The sequence below is a fragment of the Pseudomonas sp. Irchel 3A7 genome (genome assembly GCF_900187565.1).
GTDB lineage: Bacteria > Pseudomonadota > Gammaproteobacteria > Pseudomonadales > Pseudomonadaceae > Aquipseudomonas.
Map to the genome: position 1 here is coordinate 200759 of NZ_FYED01000003.1, position 18020 is coordinate 218778.

Genomic DNA, 18020 nt, shown 5'->3' on the forward strand with positions numbered 1-18020 from the left:
CCACCCGTCAAATGTGCAGGATGTATTCACGGACCAGCTTGCTGCCGAAATACGCCAGCATCAGCAGGCAGAAACCGGCGAGGGTCCAGCGAATGGCTTTGTGTCCACGCCAGCCGAGGCGGTTACGGCCCCAGAGCAGCACGCTGAAGACGACCCAGGCCAGGCAGGCGAGCAAGGTTTTGTGTACCAGATGCTGTGCGAACAGGTTATCGACGAACAACCAGCCGGAGATCAACGACATCGACAACAGGGTCCAGCCGGCCCAGAGGAAGCCGAACAGCAGGCTTTCCATGGTCTGCAGTGGCGGGAAGTTCTTGATCAGCCCGGAGGGGTGCTTATGTTTGAGCTGATGGTCCTGAACCAGCAGCAGCAAGGCCTGGAACACCGCAATGGTGAACATGCCGTAGGCGAGAATCGACAGCAGGATGTGGGCAAGGATGCCTGGTTCCTCATCGATCACTTGCACGGTGCCGGCGGGGGCGAACTGGGCCAGCAGCACCGTGATGGCGCCCAGCGGAAACAGCAGCACCAGCAGGTTCTCCACCGGGATCCGTGAGCAGGCCAGCAGGGTCAAGGCGATGACCGCTGCGGCGATCAGGCTCGAAGCGCTGAAAAAGTCCAGGGCCAGACCGATCGGGGTCAACAGATGGGCGAGCAGGCTGGCGCCGTGGGCCAGCACGGCGAGTACGCCAAGCGTAACCAGCAGGCGTTTGTTGGCCTTGGCGCAGGTAGCCAGGCGAGTGCCCTGATAGAGAGTCGCAGCGGCATATAAGCAGGCGGCGGCGAGGGTGGTCAGCAAACTGGGTGACAAGGGGAGCATAAGTCCTGTTAGGCAAGCCCGAAAGTCGCTGAGTTTGGCATAGAACCCCCGCGCCACGAAAGACCAGACAAGCTGACGGCGAGGTGTCCGCCAAGCGCAGTCTTCGCTATAATCCGCGACCTGCCCACGCCGCAGGCTCGCCGAGCACATGTTTAGTCCGGTTCGGGCCGCCATTATCCCGGTCTACACAGGGCCTGAAAGGATCGCGCAATGTTTGAAAACTTAACCGACCGTCTCTCGCAGACGCTGCGCCATGTCACCGGCAAGGCCAAGCTGACCGAGGACAACATCAAAGACACCCTGCGCGAAGTGCGCATGGCGTTGCTCGAGGCTGACGTCGCCCTGCCGGTGGTGAAGGACTTCGTCAATTCGGTCAAGGAACGCGCCGTCGGCACCGAAGTGTCGCGCAGCCTGACGCCGGGCCAGGCCTTCGTGAAAATCGTCCAGGCCGAACTCGAAAGCCTGATGGGCGCGGCCAACGAAGACCTGAACCTGAGCGCCGTTCCGCCTGCCGTCATCCTGATGGCTGGTTTGCAGGGTGCTGGTAAAACCACTACCGCCGGCAAACTTGCGCGCTTCCTTAAAGAACGCAAGAAGAAGTCGGTCATGGTCGTGTCCGCAGACGTTTACCGTCCGGCGGCGATCAAGCAGCTCGAAACCCTGGCCAGCGACATCGGTGTGACCTTCTTCCCGTCCGACCTGAGCCAGAAACCGGTCGACATCGCCCAGGCGGCTATTAAGGAAGCAAAACTCAAATTCATCGACGTGGTCATCGTCGATACTGCCGGTCGCCTGCACATCGATGAAGAGATGATGGGCGAGATCAAGGCCCTGCACGCCGCGATCAACCCGGTCGAAACCCTGTTCGTGGTCGACGCCATGACCGGCCAGGACGCCGCCAACACGGCCAAGGCCTTCGGTGATGCGTTGCCGCTGACCGGTGTGATCCTGACCAAGGTCGACGGCGATGCCCGCGGCGGTGCTGCCCTGTCGGTGCGTGCCATTACCGGCAAGCCGATCAAGTTCATCGGTATGGGCGAGAAGAGCGAAGCGCTCGACCCGTTCCATCCTGAGCGTATCGCTTCGCGCATCCTCGGCATGGGCGACGTGCTCAGTCTGATCGAGCAGGCGGAAGCGACCCTCGACAAGGACAAGGCCGACAAGCTGGCCAAGAAGCTGAAGAAGGGCAAGGGCTTCGATCTCGAAGACTTCCGCGATCAACTGCAACAAATGAAGAACATGGGCGGCCTCGGCGGTCTCATGGACAAGCTGCCGAACATGGGCGGTGTGAACCTGGCGCAGATGGGCAACGCCCAGAGTGCGGCAGAGAAACAGTTCAAACAGATGGAAGCCATCATCAACTCCATGACCCCGGCCGAGCGCCGCGACCCTGAACTGATCAGCGGTTCGCGCAAGCGTCGTATCGCCATGGGCTCCGGCACTCAGGTGCAGGACATCGGTCGCTTGATCAAGCAGCACAAGCAGATGCAGAAGATGATGAAGAAGTTCTCCGCCAAAGGCGGGATGGCCAAAATGATGCGCGGCATGGGCGGTATGTTGCCCGGCGGTGGTATGCCAAAGATGTAAAGAATCCGCGCAAGGGCTTGCTCTTGCGCAACCCACACGGAAGTGGGATCTCCAGCAAACCCGCACTTGGCGGGAGCTGATCGGCCGTTTTCAACGACGGCTCTATAGCAAATCTGCATGGCGGCCGGTAGGTCGCCGGAAAAAGTCATTTGCAAAAGTCCGGATATTCCTTAGAATATGCGGCCTTTCGGGCACCCATGCCCGCTGTGCCTTTAGATTTGCAGCACCGACTACAGGAACGATGTTCACATGCTAACAATCCGTCTTGCCCTTGGCGGCTCCAAAAAGCGCCCGTTTTACCACCTGACCGTAACCGACAGCCGCAACCCGCGCGACGGTTCGCACAAGGAACAGGTTGGTTTCTTCAACCCTGTTGCTCGTGGTCAGGAAGTTCGTCTGTCCGTGAACCAAGAGCGCGTAGCCTACTGGCTGAGCGTTGGTGCACAACCTTCTGAGCGCGTTGCTCAGTTGTTGAAGGAATCTGCCAAGGCTGCGGCCTGAGCAATATGAACGCGACGCCAGCTGTTGCTGATGATTTGATCGTTATCGGCAAGATTTACTCTGTTCACGGCGTTCGCGGCGAAGTGAAGGTGTATTCCTTTACTGATCCGATCAAAAACCTGCTGGATTACAAAACCTGGACGCTCAAGCGTGACGGCAATGTAAAGCAGGTAGAGCTGGTCAGCGGACGCGGGAATGACAAGTTCCTGGTCGCAAAGCTCAAGGGTCTCGATGATCGTGAAGAAGCTCGTCTTCTGGCCGGTTATGAGATCTGCGTGCCGCGCAACCTGTTCCCTGAACTGACCGACGGCGAGTACTACTGGTACCAGCTGGAAGGTCTCAAGGTTATCGACACCCTCGGGCAACTGTTCGGGAAGATCGATCACCTGCTGGAGACCGGCTCGAACGATGTAATGGTGGTCAAGCCTTGCGCTGGCAGCCTGGATGATCGCGAACGCCTGTTGCCCTATACCGAGCAATGCGTGTTGGCCGTCGACCTGGTCGCAGGCGAGATGAAGGTGGATTGGGATGCGGACTTCTAAGCGTGGCTAACTTGCGCGTAGAAGTGATCAGTTTGTTTCCCGAGATGTTCTCCGCCATCAGCGAGTACGGCATCACCAGTCGTGCGGTGAAACAGGGGCTCTTGCAGCTCACCTGTTGGAATCCGCGAGACTACACGACGGATCGACATCACACTGTGGATGATCGCCCATTTGGCGGTGGTCCGGGCATGGTGATGAAGATCAAGCCCCTGGAAGATGCTCTGGTTCAGGCCAAGGCAGCCGCCGGGGAGGGTGCGAAGGTGATCTACCTGTCGCCCCAAGGCCGTCAACTGACTCAGTCGGCGGTACGCGAGTTGGCGAATCTGGATGCATTGATCCTGATTGCCGGCCGCTACGAAGGCATTGACGAGCGTTTTATTGAAGCTCATGTCGATGAAGAGTGGTCGATTGGCGACTATGTACTGTCTGGCGGCGAGCTGCCGGCGATGGTCCTGATCGATGCGGTTACACGACTGCTGCCTGGAGCTTTAGGGCATGCGGACTCCGCCGAGGAAGATTCCTTTACGGATGGTTTGCTGGATTGCCCGCACTACACCCGACCGGAGGTGTATGCGGATCAGCGTGTTCCCGACGTATTGCTAAGTGGCAATCACGCGCACATCCGGCGTTGGCGTTTACAGCAGTCCCTTGGTCGGACCTATGAACGACGCGCCGATCTTCTGGAAAGCCGCTCGCTTTCTGGAGAAGAGAAGAAGCTGCTCGAGGAATACATCCGCGAGCGGGACGATAGTTAACAACGTATCGATGGTAGATCCGACGATTTACCTTAGGAGCACAGCATGACTAACAAAATCATCCTTGCACTCGAAGCAGAGCAGATGACCAAAGAGATCCCTACCTTTGCCCCGGGCGACACCATTGTCGTTCAGGTGAAAGTGAAGGAAGGCGACCGTTCGCGTCTGCAAGCGTTCGAAGGTGTTGTTATCGCCAAGCGTAACCGCGGCGTAAACAGTGCATTCACCGTTCGTAAAATCTCCAACGGTGTTGGCGTAGAGCGTACTTTCCAGACCTACAGCCCGCAAATCGACAGCATGGCTGTCAAGCGTCGCGGTGACGTACGTAAAGCCAAGCTGTACTACCTGCGTGACCTGTCGGGTAAAGCAGCTCGCATCAAGGAAAAACTGGCTTAAGTCCAGCTTCCGATGCAGAAAAAAGCAGCCTACGGGCTGCTTTTTTGTTGCCCGCGATTTATCTTTCTTGGCCGTATTGCCGGTCTTGCCTGAGCCTTTATGCCTGCCATTGATCATCCACTGATAGACCAATTCCTTGATGCCCTGTGGTTGGAAAAAGGTCTTTCCGATAACACCCGCGATGCCTATCGCAGTGACCTCGCGCTGTTCAACGGCTGGTTGCAGGAAAAGGGCCTGGAACTGGCCAACGCTGGCCGGGAGTTGATCCTCGATCATTTGGCCTGGCGCGTGGAGCAAAACTACAAGCCCCGTTCGACCGCGCGATTTCTCTCGGGCGTGCGGGGCTTCTATCGCTATTTGTTGCGGGAAAAGCTGATCGCCATTGATCCGACCCTTCGCGTCGATATGCCGCAGCTTGGCAGGCCGTTGCCCAAATCCTTGTCGGAAGCGGATGTCGAGGCCTTGCTGGCGGCACCTGATTTAAGCGAGGCAATCGGTCAGCGTGATCGGGCCATGCTCGAGGTGTTGTACGCCTGCGGCCTGCGGGTGACGGAGCTGATCAGTCTGACACTGGAGCAGGTCAACCTGCGCCAGGGCGTGCTGCGCGTGATGGGCAAAGGCAGCAAGGAGCGGTTGGTGCCGATGGGCGAGGAGGCGATTGTCTGGGTCGAGCGTTACCTGCGCGATGGCCGTGGCGAGTTGCTCGGCGGCCGTCCCAGTGATGTGCTGTTTCCCAGCCAGCGCGGCGAGCAGATGACCCGCCAGACGTTCTGGCACCGGATCAAGCATCAGGCCAAGGTGGCGGGGATCGGCAAGTCCCTGTCGCCGCACACCTTGCGCCATGCGTTCGCCACGCACCTGCTCAACCATGGCGCCGACTTGCGGGTTGTGCAGATGTTGCTGGGGCACAGTGACCTGTCGACCACGCAGATCTACACCCACGTCGCCCGGGCGCGCTTGCAAGACCTGCACGCCAAACACCATCCCCGAGGCTGATCCTGTTCACTGTGGGAGCGAGCCTGCTCGCGAATACGGCGGCACATTCAGCATTGATGTCGCGCATAGACTGATTTCGCGAGCAGGCTCGCTCCCACAGAAGTGCCTTGCTAATGCCTTGTATCACCCGCATTCGGCCCCACGGGCCTTATGTGGTAGGCTTTGCCGGTTTGCACGATGGGCGGTTATGACCCGGTGTTTCGGTACCGGCGTTCTGGTCGTCCCATTTGTCCGCCTTCAGGAGTTCTCATGCGTCTGACCCAGATTTTCACCGCCGCAGCCATTGCGTTGGTCAGCACCTTTGCCGTCGCCGATGACGCGGCCGACAAAGCCATCCGTAAGAGCCTGGAAAACCTCCAGCTCGAAGTGCCGGTAGAAACCATCACCGCCAGTCCGCTGCCGGGCCTGTACGAAGTCAAACTCAAGGGCAGCCGCGTGCTGTACGCCAGCGCCGACGGCCAGTATGTGGTCCAGGGCTACATGTTCCAGCTCAAGGACGGCAAGCCGGTCAACCTGACCGAGAAGACCGAACGCCTGGGCATCTCCAAGCTGATCAACGAGATTCCGGTCGCTGAAACCGTGGTCTACCCGGCCATCGGCGAAACCAAATCGCACATCACCGTGTTCACCGACACCACCTGCCCGTATTGCCACAAACTGCACGCCGAAGTGCCCGAGCTGAACAAGCGCGGCATCGAAGTACGTTATGTGGCGTTCCCGCGCCAGGGCCTGGGTTCGCCGGGTGACGAGCAATTGCAAGCGGTGTGGTGCTCGAAAGACAAGAAAGCGGCCATGGACAAGATGGTCGACGGCAAGGAAATCAAGGCCGCCAAGTGCGATAACCCGGTTTCCAAGCAGTTCGCCCTCGGCCAGTCGATCGGCGTGAACGGCACACCGGCCATCGTTTTGGCTGACGGTCAGGTCATTCCGGGCTATCAGCCTGCGCCACAAGTCGCCAAACTGGCGTTGGGCGCGAAGTAAAATTCGCATCGTCACGGCAAGCCTTGACGATCATGGTCCGGCAGCGACATCGCCGGGCCATTAATAGAGAGCCGCGAACCTGCGGCTGTTTTCACGGCCGGCCTCGAGTCGGCCGTTTTATGGGGAGTTCACAGTGAAACCGGTCAAAGTAGGCATCTGTGGGTTAGGGACCGTCGGTGGCGGTACCTTCAACGTACTTCAGCGTAACGCCGAGGAAATTGCTCGTCGTGCCGGGCGTGGGATCGAAGTGGCGCAAATTGCCATTCGCACGCCAAAGCCTCAGTTCCAAACGACCGGTATTGCGATTACCAACGATGTCTTCGATGTGGCCACGAACCCTGAGATCGACATCGTCATAGAGCTGATGGGCGGCTACACCGTTGCCCGCGAGCTGGTACTCAAGGCCATCGAGAATGGCAAGCATGTGGTCACCGCGAACAAGGCGCTTATCGCTGTTCACGGTAATGAAATTTTCGCCAAGGCTCGCGAGAAGGGCGTGATCGTTGCGTTCGAAGCGGCCGTGGCCGGTGGCATTCCGGTGATCAAGGCGATCCGTGAAGGCCTGTCCGCCAACCGCATCAACTGGGTCGCCGGCATCATCAACGGCACCGGCAACTTCATTCTCACGGAGATGCGTGAGAAGGGCCGGACCTTTGAAGACGTGCTGGCTGAAGCCCAGGCTTTGGGTTACGCCGAAGCCGATCCGACCTTCGATGTCGAAGGCATCGATGCGGCGCACAAGCTGACGATCCTGGCGTCCATCGCGTTCGGTATCCCGTTGCAGTTTGACAAGGCCTACACCGAAGGCATCACCAAGCTGACCACCGCTGACGTGAACTACGCCGAAGCCCTGGGCTATCGCATCAAGCACCTGGGCGTGGCGCGCAGCACCGCGACCGGTATCGAGTTGCGCGTGCACCCGACGCTGATTCCGGCCGATCGCCTGATCGCCAACGTCAACGGCGTGATGAACGCGGTGATGGTCAACGGCGACGCCGCCGGTTCGACCCTGTTCTACGGCGCCGGCGCCGGCATGGAGCCGACTGCTTCGTCGGTGATCGCCGATCTGGTGGACGTGGTTCGCGCCATGACCTCCGACCCGGAAAACCGCGTACCGCATCTGGCTTTCCAGCCGGATTCGTTGTCGGCTCACCCGATCCTGCCGATCGAAGCCTGTGAAAGCGCCTATTACCTGCGCATTCAGGCCAAGGATCATCCGGGCGTGCTGGCCCAGGTGGCGAGCATCCTGTCCGAGCGCGGGATCAACATCGAATCGATCATGCAGAAGGAAGTCGAGGAACACGACGGCCTGGTGCCGATGATCCTGCTGACCCACCGCGTGCTGGAGCAGCATATCAACGATGCCATCCAGGCACTGGAGGCTCTTCAGGGCGTGGTTGGGCCGGTAGTCCGGATTCGCGTCGAACATTTGAATTAACACAGCTGCAAGTCGCAAGCTGCAAGCTGCAAGTAAAAGCCAAGCTGCTTTTAACTTGTAGCTTGTAGCTTGTAGCTTGAAGCCCAAACCGAAGGTTTGCCCCCATGCGCTATATCAGCACCCGCGGCCAGGCACCGGCCCTGAATTTCGAAGACGTCCTGCTGGCCGGTCTGGCCACCGACGGCGGTTTGTACGTCCCGGAAAACCTGCCACGTTTCACCCAGGAAGAAATCGCTTCCTGGGCCGGCCTGCCGTATCACGAGCTGGCTTTCCGCGTCATGCGCCCGTTCGTCACCGGCAGCATCCCTGATGCCGATTTCAAAAAGATCCTTGAAGAAACCTATGGCGTGTTCGCCCACAGCGCCGTGGCGCCGCTGCGTCAGCTGAACGGCAACGAATGGGTGCTGGAACTGTTCCACGGCCCGACCCTGGCGTTCAAGGACTTCGCCCTGCAACTGCTCGGTCGTCTGCTCGACTACGTGCTGGAAAAGCGCGGCGAGCGCGTGGTGATCGTCGGCGCCACGTCCGGTGACACTGGTTCGGCCGCCATCGAAGGCTGCAAGCACTGCGAAAACGTCGACATCTTCATCCTGCACCCGCACAACCGCGTTTCCGAAGTACAGCGTCGGCAGATGACCACCATTTTCGGTGAGAACATCCACAACATCGCCATCGAAGGCAATTTCGATGACTGCCAGGAAATGGTCAAGGCGAGCTTCGCCGACCAGGGCTTCCTCAAGGGCACCCGCCTGGTGGCGGTGAACTCGATCAACTGGGCGCGGATCATGGCCCAGATCGTTTACTACTTCCACGCAGCCCTGCAACTGGGTGGCCCGGCGCGTTCGGTGTCGTTCTCGGTGCCGACCGGCAACTTCGGCGACATCTTCGCCGGTTACCTGGCGCGCAACATGGGCCTGCCGATCAACCAGTTGATCGTCGCCACCAACCGCAACGACATCCTGCACCGCTTCATGAGCGGCAATCAGTACGTCAAGGAAACCCTGCACGCCACCCTGTCGCCGTCCATGGACATCATGGTGTCGTCGAACTTCGAGCGTCTGCTGTTCGACTTGCACGGTCGCAACGGCGCGGCGATTGCCGGGCTGATGGACAGCTTCAAGCAGGGCGGAGGCTTCAGCGTCGAACAGGAGCGCTGGACCGAAGCACGCAAACTGTTCGACTCGCTGGCCGTGGATGATGCGCAAACCTGCGAAACCATCGCCGAAGTCTACGAGCAGACCGGGGAAGTGCTGGACCCGCACACCGCCATCGGCGTCAAGGCCGCACGCGAATGCCGCCGCAGCCTGGATATCCCGATGGTGATCCTCGGCACGGCCCATCCGGTCAAGTTCCCGGATGCGGTGGAAAAAGCCGGTGTAGGAAAAGCGCTGGAGCTGCCTGTGCATCTTTCCGATCTGTTTGAGCGAGACGAGCGTTGCACCGTGTTGCCGAACGACCTGAAAGCCGTGCAGACCTTTGTCAGCCAGCACGGTAATCGCGGCAAGCCGCTGTAACCAGTAAAGCTGTCACACATTGAAGCCCGTCTCCTGACGGGCTTTTTTTCATGCCTCACCCGGCAAGCTCCCTCGCCACAGGTATGTGTGCTGTCTGAGTTTTTGACCCGACAGACGTGATACGCCTGTTTTTTCCCTGTCATCTTTGACATGCATCCTCTATCGACCAGAGAGCTTTCAGAACTTTCTTCTCGGGCCGGCGGTCATTTACTGTAGACACGCCCCAGGCACTTTGTTTTCGGACTATTGAGTGGTGATCGAGATGGAAAGTATCAGTCTCTTGCTCGGTGAGGCTCTAAGCCCGTACCAGGTGACGTTGACCCCGTCAGGCCTTCATGGCGAATGCCGGGTGACATTGAAGAATGCGACCGGTGTGGTCGTGGTCGATCGGGAGTTCAATCAGGCGCAGTTGACTGACAAGCGTTCGTTGACCGATGTGGTCGATGGCTTGCATCGTGATGTGCTGATCGCCGAAGGACGCCTGGAGCCCTGTGTTATCGCGGCATTGCGCAATGCTGCTCAAGACAAGCTGCTGGCCAGCAGAAATTGAATTGTCATTGGCGGGAACCTTCCTGCCCCTAAGTCAGTCAGACCCCATAACAGCAGGATCAAGCATTGTGCTCCGGTGCTTGTAGCTTGCTGTTACGGGTCTTTATGTAGGCCACGTTTAACCCCGAGTCGTCTCCCCACTTCTCGGGGTTTCTTTTTGCCTGGAATTTGTCATTGTCCGGCCTGCTGTTCGAAAAATTTCCTGGAGGCTTCCAGGTACTCGCTGCGACTTTCCGGGTCGAGCCAGGCAGCGTAGGCTTCGCTCAGGTGGTCGCGGGGCAGGGTGCGCAGCAGTTGGTTGATTTCGATGATTGCCTGCCGGCCTTGGGGAGTGTCGGTGCAGCCGATATAGCCGGACAGGTATTTGCCCGTGCCGCGAATCGGATAGAACTGCAATTCATCCTCCGCAATCCCTTGCTGCTCGGCCTGGTAGCGGATTTCCGGACGATAACCCAACAGCAACTGCAAGCGCCCAAGGCGTTGCATCTGCAACAGGCTGCCCAAGGCGTCGTTGCCGTAATGAAGCGTCAGGGCTTTCGGGGGGGCTTGTTTGATGAGTGCGTCGAGGAAGTCGCCATAGTTGCGTTCGGCAACAATGCCCAGGCTGACGCTGCCAGTGGCCAGCAGCGCCGCCAGGTCCACCTCGCCATCCTTGATGAACGGCGTCAGCACCTCCCGATCAACGCGTTTCACCGCCAGGCCATTGCTCATTGCACGGAAGACCGGGATGGAAAATGCAATCCAGCTTTCGCGCTCCTTGCTCCAATTCAGCGCTGCGTCGCAGACAAGGGATGGCTCGTGAAGCATCTGCAAGCCGCGAGCACGATTAACCTTCATCACGCTGTGCTGGTACTTGGGCATACCGGCAATCAACCGTGACAACAGTTGATCGATGACCCCCTGGCCTTTTTTCGGTCCGTCGAAAATGAACAGTGGCGGCAGATCCCGCTTGAGCCAGAGCAGGGATTCCTTGGATTGCGCCAGCGCAGGCATGGCCAGAACAGTGATCAACAGCAGGCCTGCAAACGCGCACAAAACCCGCCCGTAACGCAACAGGCGATAGTTGAAGGGGCGCGCACGCAGACGTTTCAGCTCAAATGGCTCCGTCTTTGCGCAGCTGTGTGATCTGCGACGCGTCATAGCCAAGTTCCTGGAGTACTTGGGCGTTATGCTCGCCCAGTTGCGGCCCGACCCATTCACAATCACCGGGTGTCTCAGAGAGTTTCGGCACGATCCCTGGCATCTTGAAGTCTTTGCCATCGGGCAGCTTGGCCTGCAGAAACATTTCCCGAGCGAGGTATTGCGGATCGCTGAACATGTCTTCGGCGCTGAAGATCCGGCTGGCGGGTACGTCAGCTTGATTCAGGTACTCAAGTACTGCGTCCAGTGGCAGCGAGTTGACCCAGCGATGGATGACCCCGTAAAGCTCGTCGCGGCGACTGTCGCGGCCGTCGTTGCTGGCCAGCATCGGGTCATTGGCCAGGTCTTCGCGGCCAATGACCAGCATAAAGCGTTTGAAAATTGCATCGCCGTTGGCGCCGATCTGCACGTGTTTGCCATCGGCGCTGGTGTGGATCGAAGAGGGGGTGATACCAGGCATGATGTTGCCAGTGCGTTCGCGGATGAAACCGAATACATCGAACTCCGGAACCATGCTTTCCATCATGGCGAAGATCGCTTCATACAGCGCCACGTCCACCACTTGCCCCTGTCCGCCATTCACCTCGCGGTGACGCAGGGCCATCAGCGCGCCGATCACACCCCAGAGCGCGGCAATCGAGTCGCCGATGGAAATCCCGGTGCGCACCGGTGGCCGGTCTTCGAACCCGGTGATGTAGCGCAGGCCGCCCATGGATTCACCGACCGCGCCAAATCCCGGCTGATCTTTCATGGGGCCGGTCTGGCCGAAGCCCGAGAGCCGCACCATCACCAGTTTCGGGTTCAGTGCATGCAAGGTGTCCCAGCCCAGGCCGAGTTTTTCCAGGACGCCGGGGCGGAAATTCTCGATCAGGATGTCTGCTTCGCTCAGCAGTTTTTTCAGAATCGCCAGACCGTCCGGATGCTTCAGGTTCAGGGTCAGCGACTTTTTGTTGCGGGCCTGCACAAACCACCACAGCGAAGTGCCTTCATACAACTTGCGCCATTTGCGCAGCGGATCACCACCGTCCGGGGATTCGATCTTGATCACCTCGGCACCGAATTCAGCGCAGATACGCGAGGCAAACGGGCCGGCAATCAAGGTGCCCAACTCAATGACTTTCAGACCTGAGAGCGGTTTGGTGGTGAGCGGCATACGGGATCCTGTAGGACGAGAGACTTGGCGAATACAGACTTTTAACATAGCCGACTGTCAGGCGCTCAAGGTAGATCGCCATCAACTCGATGATTGCCTGTCGCATCGGTTAGACTTGCCGCCTTTCCACGTATCAAGAAGCCCGTTCATGGCCCAGCCGTCCACGACCTACAAGTTTGAACTGAATCTCACCGACCTCGACCGCAGTGTCTACGAGAGCGTCAAGCAGACCATCGCCCGTCACCCTTCTGAAACCGAAGAGCGCATGACCGTGCGCCTGTTGGCCTACGCCCTCTGGTACAACGAGCAGCTGTCTTTTGGCCGTGGTCTGTCAGAAGTGGATGAACCAGCCTTGTGGGAAAAAAGCCTGGATGACCGTGTGCTGCACTGGATCGAAGTCGGTCAGCCGGATGCCGAGCGCCTGACCTGGTGTTCGCGTCGTACCGAACGCACCAGCCTGCTGGCTTACGGCAGCCTGCGTGTCTGGGAAGGCAAAGTGGTGCCGGCGGTAAAAAACCTGAAAAACGTCAATATTGCCGCCGTGCCTCAGGAAGTCCTGGAAACCCTGGCCAAAGACATGCCCCGCGTCATCAAGTGGGACGTGATGATCAGCGAAGGGACGATTTTCGTCACCGATGACCGTGGCCAGCACGAAGTCCAGTTGCAATGGCTGGCCGGCGAACGCGGCTGATTGTTTGCAGCCAGTACGCATCACCCGATTTAATCCTGTGTACTTGAGAGAAGCCCCCGTTACCCTATGCGCATCGAACCTCGCCTGTTGCCCGACACCCTGCCATTGCTCGGTGATATTCCGCCGCTGCTGACCCGGTTATACGCGGCGCGGGGCGTACAGTCCGAAGCCGAGCTGGACAAGAGCCTGGCGCGGTTGATTCCGTTCCAGCAGCTCAAGGGCATCGATGCAGCCGTAGATTTGTTGGTGGTGGCGCTGGAGCAGCGGCAGCGGATCCTGATCGTCGGTGACTTCGACGCCGACGGCGCCACGGCCAGTACTGTGGGTACGCTGGGCTTGCGCCTGCTGGGTGCCGCGCACGTCGATTACCTGGTGCCCAATCGGTTCGACTACGGCTACGGCCTGACCCCGGAAATCGTCGCGGTGGCGCTGGAGCGCCAGCCACAGTTGTTGATCACGGTGGACAACGGCATTTCCAGCGTCGAAGGCGTGGCGGCGGCGAAGAAGGCCGGGCTCAACGTGTTGGTCACCGACCACCACTTGCCCGGTGATGAACTGCCGTTGGCCGATGCCATCGTCAATCCGAACCAGCCGGGTTGCGGCTTCCCAAGCAAGGCACTGGCCGGCGTCGGGGTGATTTTCTATGTGTTGATGGCCCTGCGCGCGCGATTGCGCAGCCTGGGCTGGTACGAAACCAGGCCGCAGCCGAACATTGGCGAATTGCTCGATCTGGTGGCCCTGGGCAGCGTCGCCGACGTGGTGCCGCTGGATGCCAATAACCGGATTCTGGTGCATCAGGGCCTGGAGCGGATTCGTGCCGGACGTGCCCGGCCGGGGATCAAGGCGATTCTCGAAGTGGCCAAGCGTGATCATGCGCGCATCACCTCGACCGATCTGGGTTTCATCGTCGGCCCGCGCCTCAACGCAGCGGGGCGCCTGGATGACATGAGCCTGGGCATCGAATGCCTGCTCACCGAAGATGCCGGTTTGGCCCGGGAAATGGCCGCCCAACTGGACGGCATGAACCAGGACCGCAAATCCATCGAGCAGGGCATGCAGCGTGAAGCGCTGGCCCAGCTCAAGGATTTACCGGTGGAATCGATGCCGTTCGGTTTGTGCCTGTTCGATCCCGAGTGGCATCAGGGTGTCATCGGTATCCTGGCGTCGCGTATGAAAGAGCGTTACTTCCGTCCGACCATCGCCTTTGCCGATGCAGGCGACGGCTTGCTCAAGGGCTCGGGGCGCTCGGTCCAGGGCTTTCATATTCGTGATGCACTGAGCGTGGTGGCGGCGCAGCATCCGAACCTGATCACCAAATACGGTGGCCATGCCATGGCCGCTGGCCTGACGTTACCGGAAGCGAATTTTCCGTTGTTCGCCGAAGCCTTCGATGCTGAAGTGCGTCGCCAATTGCGCGAAGAAGACCTGACCGGACGCCTGCTCTCGGACGGCACCCTGGCCGTCGAGGAGTTTCACCTGGAACTGGCCCGTGCCTTGCGCCACGCAGGGCCCTGGGGGCAGCACTTCCCGGAACCGCTGTTTCACGGAGTGTTTCAGTTGGTCGAGCAACGGGTGGTGGGTGAACGGCACCTCAAAGTGGTGCTCAGAAGTGAATGTGGCTCGGTCAAGCTCGATGGCATTGCCTTTGGTATCGACCGTGACATCTGGCCGAATCCAACCATCAAGTGGGTGGAATTGGCCTACAAACTCGACGTCAACGAATTCCGCGGTAACGAAACCGTTCAGCTGATGATTGCCCACATCGAACCGCGTTGACCCCTTCGCGAGCAGGCTCGCTCCCACAGGATTTATGCATGCCCTGTGGGAGCGAGCCTGCTCGCGAAAGCGATTTCCCTTACACCAAATCCCTCTGAACCCTCCCTCATCCCCCGTTGTCGACTAGGCTCTAATCACTGCTTGATTTTCCTTGTGACGTCTTGTCGAATTTTTTGCCCGCGGGGGCGGGTGCTGAACCTTTTTCCTGTCACTCGTCGACTTTCAAACAGAACCCTGGAGCCTGCCCACTGATTCGAGAGGTGCCCCATGAGTCTGCTGCTTGAACCCTATACCCTTCGCCAACTGACCCTGCTCAACCGTATCGCGGTATCGCCGATGTGCCAGTATTCCAGCGTCGATGGCCTTGCCAATGACTGGCACCTGGTCCACCTCGGCAGCCGTGCCATCGGCGGGGCGGGGCTGGTATTTACTGAAGCCACGGCGGTCACCGCCGACGGGCGCATCACCGCGCAAGACCTTGGTTTGTGGAACGATGAACAGATCGAACCGCTGCAACGCATCACCCGCTTCATTACCGCTCAGGGCGCCGTAGCGGGCATCCAGCTGGCCCATGCGGGACGCAAGGCCAGTACCTGGCGGCCATGGCTGGGCACACATGGCAGTGTGAAACCCGCAGACGGCGGCTGGGTACCAGTCGGCCCGTCCTCGATCGCTTACGACCCTGAGCACACAAAGCCCAAGCAGCTCGAAGAAAGCGAGATAGCTGACATTGTTCAGGCCTTCGTCGATGCGGCTAAACGCGCACTCATTGCCGGATTCAAAGTGGTCGAAGTGCACGCCGCCCACGGTTATCTGTTGCACCAGTTTCTTTCGCCCCTGAGTAATCAGCGGCGTGACCAGTACGGCGGTTCATTCGAAAATCGCATTCGTCTGGTGTTGCAGGTCACCGAAGCGGTGCGCGCGGTGTGGCCTGAAGAGTTGCCGTTGTTTGTCCGGGTTTCGGCCACCGATTGGGTGGAGGACGGCTGGAATCCCGACGAAACCGTGGAGCTGGCGCGGCGTCTCAAGTCCCTGGGGGTGGACCTGATCGATGTCTCATCGGGCGGTACGGCGGTCAACGCGGAGATTCCGACAGGGCCTGGCTATCAGACCCGCTTCGCTGAGCGTGTACGCAAAGAAGCAGGGCTTGCTACCGGCACCGTAGGAATGATTACCGAACCGGCACAGGCTGAGCACATTCTGCGCACCTGTCAGGCAGACATCATTTTCCTGGCCCGGGAGTTGTTGCGCGATCCGTACTGGCCACTGCATGCGGATGACGACCTCGGTGGACACAAGGCGGTCTGGCCCGCGCAATACCAACGGGCGACCCATCGTGAACAGCCTATTCATGAATCGGATTTACGTGACTGATTAAAAACAGCGCAAAAAAAAGCCCCTGAATCGTGAGGTTCAGGGGCTTTCGTTTTTCCGGACATCCGATCAGGCCGCTTCGATCTTGCTGCGGTTCTGTTCGACCTTGTTCAGGTAATCCTTGAGCGTGTCCTGCTCTGCGGCGGTGGTGAACAAGCCAAGCTTGCTGCGACGCCAGAGGATGTCGTGGGCGGTGGTGGCCCACTCTTCGCTGCACAGGTAATCGACTTCGCGGGTATAGAGACCGCCGCCGATGTGCTCGCCCAGATCGCTCAGGTTTTGTACGCCTTCGAGCATGCGCCAGGTCCGGCTGCCGTAGGTGGTGGCCCAGCGGCGCGAGATCTCGGTCGGAATCCAGTCGTACTTGTCGCGGATCTGCGAGCTCAGCGCTTGCGGGGTGGTCATGCCTTCGCCGCCCGGCAGGGTTTCATTGGCCGTCCAGCTCGGCTTGATGTGTGGGAAGTAGGATGCCAGTTGCGCCAGCGCCGATTCGGCCAGCTTGCGGTAGGTGGTCAGCTTGCCGCCGAACACCGACAGCAGCGGCGCTTCCTCACCGCTGCCCGACAGCGCCAGGGTGTAATCGCGGGTGACGGCCGACGGGTTGTCGGACTCGTCGTTGCACAGCGGACGCACACCGGAATAGCTGTGCAGGATGTCGTCGCGGCTGATCTGCTTTTTGAAGTGGGCATTGACCACTTTCAGCAGGTAATCGGTTTCGCCTTCGGTGATCGCCACTTTGGCCGGATCGCCGGTGTACTCGCGGTCGGTGGTGCCGATCAGCGTGAAGTGGTTCAGGTACGGAATGGTGAACACGATGCGCTGATCTTCGTTTTGCAGAATGTGCGCGTGTTCGCCTTCGTACAGCTTTGGCACGATCAGGTGGCTGCCCTGGATCAGGCGGATGCCGTAGGGCGATTCCATTTTCAGGTCATCACGAATGAACTTGGCGACCCAAGGGCCGGCCGCATTCACCAGTGCCTTGGCGCGGATCGAAAACAGACTGCCATCGGCGCGCTCCAGGTGCAGGTGCCACAGGCCTTTGGTGCGACGTGCGCTGACACAGCGGGTCTGGGTGTGGACGTGAGCGCCTTTTTCCCGGGCTGCCATGGCGTTCAACACCACCAGGCGTGCATCGTCGACCCAGCAGTCGGAGTATTCGAAGCCTTTGGTGATTTCGCTTTTCAGGGCGCTGTCCGGGCCGAACTTCAGGCTTTTCGAACCTTTGAGTTGTTCCCGTTTGCCCAGGTTGTCATACAGGAACAGGCCGGCGCGGATCATCCAGGCCGGACGCAGGTGCGGGCGATGCGGCAGCACGAAGCGCATTTGCTTGACGATGTGCGGTGCCTTGGTCAGCAGCACCTCGCGCTCGGCCAGAGCCTCGCGCACCAGGCGGAACTCGTAGTGTTCGAGGTAGCGCAGACCGCCGTGGATCAGCTTGCTGCTGGCCGAAGAAGTGTGGCTGGCCAGATCGTCCTTTTCGCAAAGGAACACCGAGAGTCCGCGGCCGGCGGCATCCGCTGCGATCCCCACGCCATTGATGCCGCCACCGATGACGGCGATATCGTAGACCTCGGCAAGAGGGGGCGTAGGCAAGGTAGAAGTGGGCATCGGCTAAGGCCTCGGAATTCTTTGATTTTCTGTATTTGAATTCGAACATGAATGTTCATTTGCGAAAATATTAGCCCATAAAGACGCGCACAGCCAGTCGGCTTCGATTGAAAAAACTCATCGAAGGGCGGCTAAAGGAAAATATTCGAACATTCAGGTGCGTGCTGGGGCGCAGGAGGGAAGTGTTTTTGAGATTGCC

General features: G+C 59.3%; 17 protein-coding genes. 13 read left to right on the forward strand and 4 right to left on the reverse strand.

The annotated features are described in order from the left end of the window. Nucleotides 1-7 precede the first annotated feature (7 nt). Entirely contained in the window at nt 8-820 is an 813-nt protein-coding gene (locus CKW21_RS05840; protein ID WP_095193055.1) for an inner membrane protein YpjD, read from the reverse strand. A 210-nt stretch (nt 821-1030) separates the two neighbouring features. On the opposite strand from CKW21_RS05840, the gene ffh reads away from it, so the two are divergent. From ffh to CKW21_RS05890, 10 genes are all read left to right on the forward strand, one after another. Next, nucleotides 1031-2407, forward strand: coding sequence for a signal recognition particle protein (gene ffh / locus CKW21_RS05845; RefSeq protein ID WP_095193056.1), 1377 nt, complete (start codon nt 1031-1033; stop codon nt 2405-2407). Nucleotides 2408-2656: 249 nt separating this feature from the next. After that, complete coding sequence (gene rpsP / locus CKW21_RS05850) at nt 2657-2908, forward strand: 30S ribosomal protein S16 (protein WP_003198088.1); 252 nt, start codon at nt 2657-2659, stop codon at nt 2906-2908. A gap of 5 nt (nt 2909-2913) precedes the next feature. Next, a complete protein-coding gene (gene rimM, locus CKW21_RS05855) occupies nt 2914-3450 on the forward strand; it encodes a ribosome maturation factor RimM (RefSeq protein WP_077046480.1) in 537 nt (178 codons plus the stop codon). 2 nt (nt 3451-3452) lie between these two features. After that, nucleotides 3453-4205 carry a tRNA (guanosine(37)-N1)-methyltransferase TrmD gene (gene trmD / locus CKW21_RS05860; RefSeq protein WP_047532757.1) on the forward strand — a complete coding sequence of 251 codons (753 nt, stop codon included), beginning with the start codon at nt 3453-3455 and terminating at the stop codon, nt 4203-4205. Between the two features lie 45 nt (nt 4206-4250). Next, nucleotides 4251-4601 carry a 50S ribosomal protein L19 gene (gene rplS, locus CKW21_RS05865; RefSeq protein WP_003175895.1) on the forward strand — a complete coding sequence of 117 codons (351 nt, stop codon included), beginning with the start codon at nt 4251-4253 and terminating at the stop codon, nt 4599-4601. 99 nt (nt 4602-4700) lie between these two features. Continuing rightward, the gene (gene xerD, locus CKW21_RS05870) at nt 4701-5597 is read left to right on the forward strand and encodes a site-specific tyrosine recombinase XerD (protein WP_095193057.1); all 897 of its coding nucleotides are present in this window, start codon (nt 4701-4703) and stop codon (nt 5595-5597) included. 249 nt (nt 5598-5846) lie between these two features. Then, entirely contained in the window at nt 5847-6578 is a 732-nt protein-coding gene (dsbC, locus tag CKW21_RS05875; RefSeq protein WP_095193058.1) for a bifunctional protein-disulfide isomerase/oxidoreductase DsbC, read from the forward strand. A gap of 133 nt (nt 6579-6711) precedes the next feature. Next, nucleotides 6712-8016 (forward strand): homoserine dehydrogenase, encoded by a 1305-nt coding sequence (locus CKW21_RS05880; RefSeq protein ID WP_095193059.1) that lies wholly within the window; start codon nt 6712-6714, stop codon nt 8014-8016. A 104-nt stretch (nt 8017-8120) separates the two neighbouring features. After that, on the forward strand, nt 8121-9530 hold the full coding sequence (thrC, locus tag CKW21_RS05885; protein ID WP_095193060.1) for a threonine synthase: 1410 nt from the start codon (nt 8121-8123) through the stop codon (nt 9528-9530). A gap of 262 nt (nt 9531-9792) precedes the next feature. Next, nucleotides 9793-10080 (forward strand): DUF3509 domain-containing protein, encoded by a 288-nt coding sequence (locus CKW21_RS05890; RefSeq protein ID WP_095193061.1) that lies wholly within the window; start codon nt 9793-9795, stop codon nt 10078-10080. Nucleotides 10081-10250: 170 nt separating this feature from the next. On the opposite strand, the gene CKW21_RS05895 is transcribed toward CKW21_RS05890, so the two are convergent. Continuing rightward, nucleotides 10251-11219 (reverse strand): TIGR02285 family protein, encoded by a 969-nt coding sequence (locus CKW21_RS05895; RefSeq protein ID WP_095193062.1) that lies wholly within the window; start codon nt 11217-11219, stop codon nt 10251-10253. Then, nucleotides 11173-12372, reverse strand: a complete 1200-nt coding sequence (locus CKW21_RS05900) for a CaiB/BaiF CoA-transferase family protein (protein WP_095193063.1) — start codon at nt 12370-12372, stop codon at nt 11173-11175. The genes CKW21_RS05895 and CKW21_RS05900 overlap by 47 nt, the downstream gene beginning before the upstream one ends. A gap of 148 nt (nt 12373-12520) precedes the next feature. On the opposite strand from CKW21_RS05900, the gene CKW21_RS05905 reads away from it, so the two are divergent. The 3 genes from CKW21_RS05905 to CKW21_RS05915 all read left to right on the forward strand — a co-directional run bounded on the left by CKW21_RS05905 (nt 12521) and on the right by CKW21_RS05915 (nt 16213). Then, nucleotides 12521-13063: a YaeQ family protein gene (locus tag CKW21_RS05905; RefSeq protein WP_007971297.1), complete on the forward strand. Its 543-nt coding sequence runs from the start codon at nt 12521-12523 to the stop codon at nt 13061-13063. 66 nt (nt 13064-13129) lie between these two features. Beyond that, on the forward strand, nt 13130-14839 hold the full coding sequence (gene recJ / locus CKW21_RS05910; RefSeq protein WP_095193064.1) for a single-stranded-DNA-specific exonuclease RecJ: 1710 nt from the start codon (nt 13130-13132) through the stop codon (nt 14837-14839). Nucleotides 14840-15106: 267 nt separating this feature from the next. Beyond that, entirely contained in the window at nt 15107-16213 is a 1107-nt protein-coding gene (locus CKW21_RS05915) for an NADH:flavin oxidoreductase/NADH oxidase (RefSeq protein WP_095193065.1), read from the forward strand. A gap of 69 nt (nt 16214-16282) precedes the next feature. Here the strand turns inward: CKW21_RS05915 and glpD are convergent, their stop codons facing one another. Further along, the gene (gene glpD, locus CKW21_RS05920) at nt 16283-17821 is read right to left on the reverse strand and encodes a glycerol-3-phosphate dehydrogenase (protein WP_095193066.1); all 1539 of its coding nucleotides are present in this window, start codon (nt 17819-17821) and stop codon (nt 16283-16285) included. Nucleotides 17822-18020: the final 199 nt, after the last annotated feature.

Coding starts and splice junctions, on each gene's coding strand:
- rimM (WP_077046480.1), top strand. CDS start 2,914: ATGAACGCGACGCCAGCTGTTGCTGATGATTTGATCGTTATCGGCAAG.
- CKW21_RS05840 (WP_095193055.1), bottom strand. CDS start 820: ATGCTCCCCTTGTCACCCAGTTTGCTGACCACCCTCGCCGCCGCCTGC.
- CKW21_RS05900 (WP_095193063.1), bottom strand. CDS start 12,372: ATGCCGCTCACCACCAAACCGCTCTCAGGTCTGAAAGTCATTGAGTTG.
- rpsP (WP_003198088.1), top strand. CDS start 2,657: ATGCTAACAATCCGTCTTGCCCTTGGCGGCTCCAAAAAGCGCCCGTTT.
- CKW21_RS05905 (WP_007971297.1), top strand. CDS start 12,521: ATGGCCCAGCCGTCCACGACCTACAAGTTTGAACTGAATCTCACCGAC.
- dsbC (WP_095193058.1), top strand. CDS start 5,847: ATGCGTCTGACCCAGATTTTCACCGCCGCAGCCATTGCGTTGGTCAGC.
- xerD (WP_095193057.1), top strand. CDS start 4,701: ATGCCTGCCATTGATCATCCACTGATAGACCAATTCCTTGATGCCCTG.
- ffh (WP_095193056.1), top strand. CDS start 1,031: ATGTTTGAAAACTTAACCGACCGTCTCTCGCAGACGCTGCGCCATGTC.
- thrC (WP_095193060.1), top strand. CDS start 8,121: ATGCGCTATATCAGCACCCGCGGCCAGGCACCGGCCCTGAATTTCGAA.
- rplS (WP_003175895.1), top strand. CDS start 4,251: ATGACTAACAAAATCATCCTTGCACTCGAAGCAGAGCAGATGACCAAA.
- recJ (WP_095193064.1), top strand. CDS start 13,130: ATGCGCATCGAACCTCGCCTGTTGCCCGACACCCTGCCATTGCTCGGT.
- glpD (WP_095193066.1), bottom strand. CDS start 17,821: ATGCCCACTTCTACCTTGCCTACGCCCCCTCTTGCCGAGGTCTACGAT.
- CKW21_RS05915 (WP_095193065.1), top strand. CDS start 15,107: ATGAGTCTGCTGCTTGAACCCTATACCCTTCGCCAACTGACCCTGCTC.
- CKW21_RS05890 (WP_095193061.1), top strand. CDS start 9,793: ATGGAAAGTATCAGTCTCTTGCTCGGTGAGGCTCTAAGCCCGTACCAG.
- CKW21_RS05895 (WP_095193062.1), bottom strand. CDS start 11,219: ATGACGCGTCGCAGATCACACAGCTGCGCAAAGACGGAGCCATTTGAG.